Origin of the sequence: Pseudomonas sp. 2995-1 (assembly GCF_002742505.1) — a bacterium.
GTDB classification, from domain to species: Bacteria; Pseudomonadota; Gammaproteobacteria; order Pseudomonadales; family Pseudomonadaceae; genus Aquipseudomonas; species Aquipseudomonas sivasensis.
The window spans coordinates 1-268 of sequence record NZ_LJSA01000519.1 but is presented as its reverse complement, the minus strand read 5'-3'; the positions used below and the strand labels follow the sequence as shown (position 1 = coordinate 268).

Here is a 268-nt window from a genome sequence, read left to right as displayed (position 1 = left end):
TTTTCAGACGGCCTGTGTGGTTTTCATGGGGGCCGCTTCGCAGCCCAGCGCGGGGCAAGCCCGCTCACTACAACAGCATGCAACTCACTTGACGACACAACTTGCTTCATATGAAGCGTTGATGAATCTGGCGCGCAAACCTGTAGGGCCTGTGAGCATCGCCAACTCGGATGCGGCGTGGAGTGCGTACGCCCATGCGGCGATTGATGAGGCTTTTCGGGCAGTGAGAGAGGTGGGCTAAGTCGAAATAGTGTGGCTAAACGAAGTC

General features: G+C 56.7%; 1 protein-coding gene. It reads left to right on the top strand.

Annotated features, from left to right (window positions below; genetic code table 11):
• On the top strand, positions 1 to 241 hold a 241-nt coding region (locus AOA61_RS31945), incomplete at its 5' end, for a hypothetical protein (RefSeq protein WP_218197388.1).
• Positions 242 to 268: the final 27 nt, after the last annotated feature.